Here is a 4,980-nt window from a genome sequence, read left to right on the forward strand (position 1 = left end):
TTTTTAACAGTCTCTTGTTGCATATAAACCTGCCTTTCTTATCGCTGTTAACCGCCGTACTTTAACACAGGATTAGTTGGAAAACCGTGCATCGGATGGAGGCTGGAAATGTAAGTGTCAAAGGGATGATATTTTGTATTAATTTTAACCGAAAGCGTGTTTAGTGGCAATCATTCTAGCCTTGTGAGGTAATGGATAACTTGTCCAAATCCTTGCGGAAATAATACTGGTACTTGCGGAAATAATACTTGGCGCGATACTTTATCCAATTGATGTAGTCTTTTTGATAAAAATACTGTTTTGCGCAGTCCTTCAACTCCTCACGTATTTGTGGAGGAACTGAAAGATGGTTTTTCCATTCTGAGGCAGCTTGTGCTTTTTTGAATATGTCGCAGGACGTGTAATTAGCCCATGAATTCCAAGGTTTGGTACTGCCGGTGTAATGGATAAGTGCGGCATCATTTAAATCGGGTAGCACACAATCTTCCTGTTTTCTTTTACTTTTTCTTTTTCTTTCATGGCTTACATTGTAAATCCGGTTGTATTTGGTGCTAAGGTTTATTATTTTACCGAGGAACAAAATATTAAGGGCATCTTGATCATTAAGACAGAGTTTTCCCTTATACTTTTTGCTGCTCAAAAGAGCAAACGCTTGATGGGTAATGTTATGAGATCTCCAGTAGACTAGGTTCAGTAATAAAAATCCAGCATTGAAGTAGTTTTGTTCAATGTTTGGGATGCCAAGTCGCATTGATAACTTTACTCCTTCTATTTCTCCTAATGAGTCTTTAACAACAGCGCCTGCGTTATTGCCAAGTGCTATATCGTTCAGCGCTTCAATTGAAGCGTTACAGGAGATATCAGCATCAAGATGGAGTATCTTGTCTTTTGATTCACACAGCTGGTCTGCGATGATAAATCTAATATAGGTAGAGTAATTTAATCTTTCGGTGCGGGGTAAATTTTTAAGCTCTTTACAGTCTATTAAATAAAGGGTTACATCGGCACATAGATTTTCTGCTAACTTTTTGAATTTAGACTCGTTGTCGAAATCTAAAAAATCAGTAAATACATGAAAAGAAAAAGAATTATTATCATTATTTAATAGAATAGAGGTGATAGAAATACCACAGGCAAAAAGGTATTTTTCATCAGCGCCATAGGTAATATCTAATTTTTTTTTGTTTTGAACCCTGGGGGCGTACTTATATTCTTTAATTTCTTTTATAACATTCATCTTTATGTAATTCATTTCATTACTCCATATAAAACAGCTGAAAATATTCCGGGCGGCTACATTTTTGTGGCAATGGATACCCTGCTGAAATAATACTTAACGCGATTCTTGATCCAGTTGATGTAGTCTTTTTGATAAAAACTATGTTTTGCGCATTCCCTCAACTCATCACGTATTTGTGGCGGAATTGAAAGATGGTCTTTCCATTCTGAGGCCGCTTGTGCTTTTTTGAATAGATCGCAGGCAGCGTAATTAGCCCATGAATGCCAAGGCTTGGTACTGCCGATGTAATGGATAAGCGCCGAATCATTCAAATTGGGTAGCACACTATCTTCTCTTTTTCTTTTTCTTTTTCTTTCACGGCTTAAGTCGTAAAACCTGTTATATCTGGCGCTAAGGTTTATTATTTTACCGAAGAACAAAATATTAAGGGCATCCTGATCAAAAAAATTGAGTTTTCCTTCATACTTTTTGCTGCCCAAAATAGCAACCGCTTGATTAGTGACATCATGAGATCTCCAGTGGACTAGATTCAGTAATAGAAATCCAGCATTGAAGTAGCGATCTTCAATGCCTGGGATGTCAAGTCGCACTGATAGCTTTGCGCTTGCACTTTTTCCTAATGCGTCTTTAATAACAGCGCATGCGTTATCGTCAAGGTCTATATCGTTCAGTGTTTCAATTGAAGCGTTACAGAAGATATCAGCATCAAGGTAGAGTATTTTATCTTTTGAGCCACAAAGCTGGTCTGCGATGATAAATCTAATATAGGTAGAGTAATTCAATCTTTCGCTGCAGGGTAAATTTTTAAGCTTTTTACAGTCTATTAAATAGAGGGTTATATCAGCACATCGATTTTCTGCTAGCTTCTTGAATTTAGAATCGTTTTCAAAATCCAAGAAATCCGTAAACACATGAAAAGCAAAAGCACTGTTATCATTGTTTAACAGAATAGAGGTGATAGAAATACCACTGGCGAAAAGGTATTTTTCATCAACGCCATAGGCTATATCTAATTTTTTCTTTTTTTGAACAGTAGGGGCGTACTTATATTCTTTAATTTCTTTTATAACATTCATATTTATATTATCCATTTCATTAATTCCATGACTTTCTCAGTCACAGAAAGCTGTCTACTTGATATTAGAGTATCCTGCGGGGTTATTTTTTTTCCACCGCCAGGTGTCTGCACACATTCGATCAATGCCAAGTTGAGCTTTCCAGCCCAATATCTTTTCGGCGAGACTAGGATCTGCATAGTATTCCGCCAGATCACCCTCTCGACGACCGACGACTTCATAGGGAATAGCTTTGCCTGATGCTTTTTCAAATGCCTTAATAATATCAAGGACACTATAAGATTGTCCGGTGCCAAGATTTAGCGTAAGCAACGTTGGTTTTATTTTAAGGTACTGAAGTGTGGCTAAGTGACCTGCTGCTAGATCTTCAACGTGGATGTAATCTCTTAGCCCCGTGCCGTCTGGCGTTGGATAGTCGTTTCCGTACACGGAAAGCTTTTGTCTTACTCCAACAGCGACCTGCGCAATGAACGGCATCAGATTGTTTGGAATTCCTTTTGGATTTTCACCAATCAAACCTGAATCATGTGCTCCAACGGGATTAAAGTAACGTAGGAGTGCAATACGCCAAGAGGGTTGAGATTTTTTTAGATCTCTAAGGATATCTTCGACTATGAGTTTAGTTCTACCATAAACATTCGCGGGGGCTGGTGGTGTGTCTTCGTGATACTGACTATATTCAGGATTGCCATACACGGTTGCTGAGGAGGAAAAAACAATGGTATTAATATCTGTTTTCATCATCTCCTCAAGAAGTACCACGCTGCCAGAAACGTTATTGTCATAATATTTAAGCGGTTCGGTTTCTGACTCACCAACTGCTTTCAGTCCGGCAAAATGAACTACAGCGCTAATTTTTTGATCTCGAAGAGCATGACGAACGGCAGTGCGATCTCGGATGTCTCCCTCGATAAAATCAAGAGACTTACTACCTGTAAGCTTGGAAATTCGATCGATGACAGCACGACTACTATTTGAAAGATTGTCAAAGACCACGACGGATAAACCTGCTTCAAGCAGCTGAACTACAGTGTGCGAGCCAATATAGCCTGCTCCGCCGGTAACTAATATTTTTTCTTCCATCTCAGTGCCTCTCTTATTCTTGCAATAGCTACGAGTAAAATAAGCTAATATCTCTTGTGTGTCATCATTGTTGGAAGAGGTGATTGTCCTAGATCCAGAATTTTGCTCATCAACCCAAAACATTCCGGGCAGCTACATCCTGCTATGCTATGCTGATAACATTTTTACATACTCAAGATTGACAAGATGCGAGTCGACGGATGAATAATCGAATACAAGATCGCTATGATTTAACTAAATTGATGTTTTGCGCGTTGTTTATCCTAACAATGATGATTACCAGTTTTTTGGTAATACAACCTTTTATTATCGGTCTTACTTGGGCGGTGATGGTGGTGATCACCACTTGGCCGTTATTAATAAAACTGCAAATTGTGCTCTGGGGGAGACGTGTTTTGGCGGTCATTGTTATGACGCTATTATTGATTTTATTTTTTGTGATCCCTATTGCGTTGTTGGTTAATAGCTTATTAATAAATAGTGCGCCTTTAGTCGCTTGGGCGAGCAGTCCTGCCAATATGCATTTTCCTGAAATGGAATGGTTAAATGCTATCCCTCTGATAGGCAGTAAAATCTATAATAGTTGGCATAATTTAGTTGAGGGGGGAGCGAACGAATTATTGGCAAAACTCCGACCTTATGTAGGGGAAGCAACCACTTGGTTTGTTGCTCAGGCCGCTCATCTTGGGCGTTTTGTCGTTCATCTGGCATTGATGGTGTTGTTTAGCGTTTTGTTTTATTTTCACGGTGAACGGGTTGCTCAAGGTATCCGCCGTTTTGCGGTGCGATTAGCCGACGAAAAGGGAGACTCTGTGATTGTTTTAGCCGCTCAATCCATTCGCGCTGTGGCGCTTGGCCTAGTGGTAACAGCATTGATTCAAGCCGTTTTAGGAGGAATTGCTTTAGCGATGGCAGGTATTCCTTATGCGACCTTACTCACTGTTTTGATGTTTATTCTCTGCGTTGTACAGCTTGGGCCTTTATTGGTGCTTATTCCGGCGATTATTTGGCTTTATTGGAGTGGTGATACTACTTGGGGAAGTATTTTGTTGGTATGGAGTGGGATTCTGGGTACCTTTGATGCGGTACTGCGTCCGGCATTAATTCGCCGGGGTGCCGATTTACCGATGATATTGATCCTTTTTGGTGTTATTGGTGGTTTATTGTCGTTAGGTATGATTGGTTTATTTATTGGACCGGTGGTTTTAGCCGTTTCTTATCGTTTAATATTGGCTTGGATTAATGAAGAATGTGGAACATAAAAATATATTATTGATGGCGCAAATATTTTAATAATAGCGCCTCCTTTTATTCTATAAATAATAAATTTAAAATTGAATAAGGAGGATTATTTTATTATTTTTACTTTCTTTATTCTTTAACTTTGTCTATTATTTTACTTTTATCGCAAAGTAGTAATTTATAAATCAATAAAATGAAATATACATTAAGGATGTAATATGGCTAATAATGCTATGACTAATCTAAATGTTGTAATGAAGGCTAGTGGCTTCACTGGGGGCCTAGTTTTTTCTCCATTATCATTATTGGCGGATATTCTCTATCGTAGTCTACGAAAAG

The 4,980-nt window shown here is 38.6% G+C and carries 4 protein-coding genes; 1 reads left to right on the forward strand and 3 read right to left on the reverse strand.

Translation table 11 applies throughout. From position 1 onward, the window contains the following. Positions 1-175 precede the first annotated feature (175 nt). From REG_RS09620 to galE, 3 genes are read right to left on the reverse strand one after another with little or no spacing between them, the layout of a single operon-like run. The gene (locus REG_RS09620) at positions 176-1,252 is read right to left on the reverse strand and encodes a glycosyltransferase (RefSeq protein WP_006705463.1); all 1,077 of its coding nucleotides are present in this window, start codon (positions 1,250-1,252) and stop codon (positions 176-178) included. A 41-nt stretch (positions 1,253-1,293) separates the two neighbouring features. Further along, the gene (locus REG_RS09625; protein WP_006705464.1) at positions 1,294-2,331 is read right to left on the reverse strand and encodes a glycosyltransferase; all 1,038 of its coding nucleotides are present in this window, start codon (positions 2,329-2,331) and stop codon (positions 1,294-1,296) included. A gap of 39 nt (positions 2,332-2,370) precedes the next feature. After that, positions 2,371-3,399: a UDP-glucose 4-epimerase GalE gene (gene galE, locus REG_RS09630; RefSeq protein WP_039908742.1), complete on the reverse strand. Its 1,029-nt coding sequence runs from the start codon at positions 3,397-3,399 to the stop codon at positions 2,371-2,373. Positions 3,400-3,599: 200 nt separating this feature from the next. Here galE and ydiK point away from each other — a divergent pair, with 200 nt between their 5' ends. Next, on the forward strand, positions 3,600-4,661 hold the full coding sequence (gene ydiK / locus REG_RS09635) for an AI-2E family transporter YdiK (RefSeq protein ID WP_006705466.1): 1,062 nt from the start codon (positions 3,600-3,602) through the stop codon (positions 4,659-4,661). The last annotated feature ends 319 nt before the right edge of the window (positions 4,662-4,980 follow it).

The organism is Candidatus Regiella insecticola LSR1, from assembly GCF_000143625.1.
Taxonomy (GTDB): domain Bacteria; phylum Pseudomonadota; class Gammaproteobacteria; order Enterobacterales; family Enterobacteriaceae; genus Regiella; species Regiella insecticola.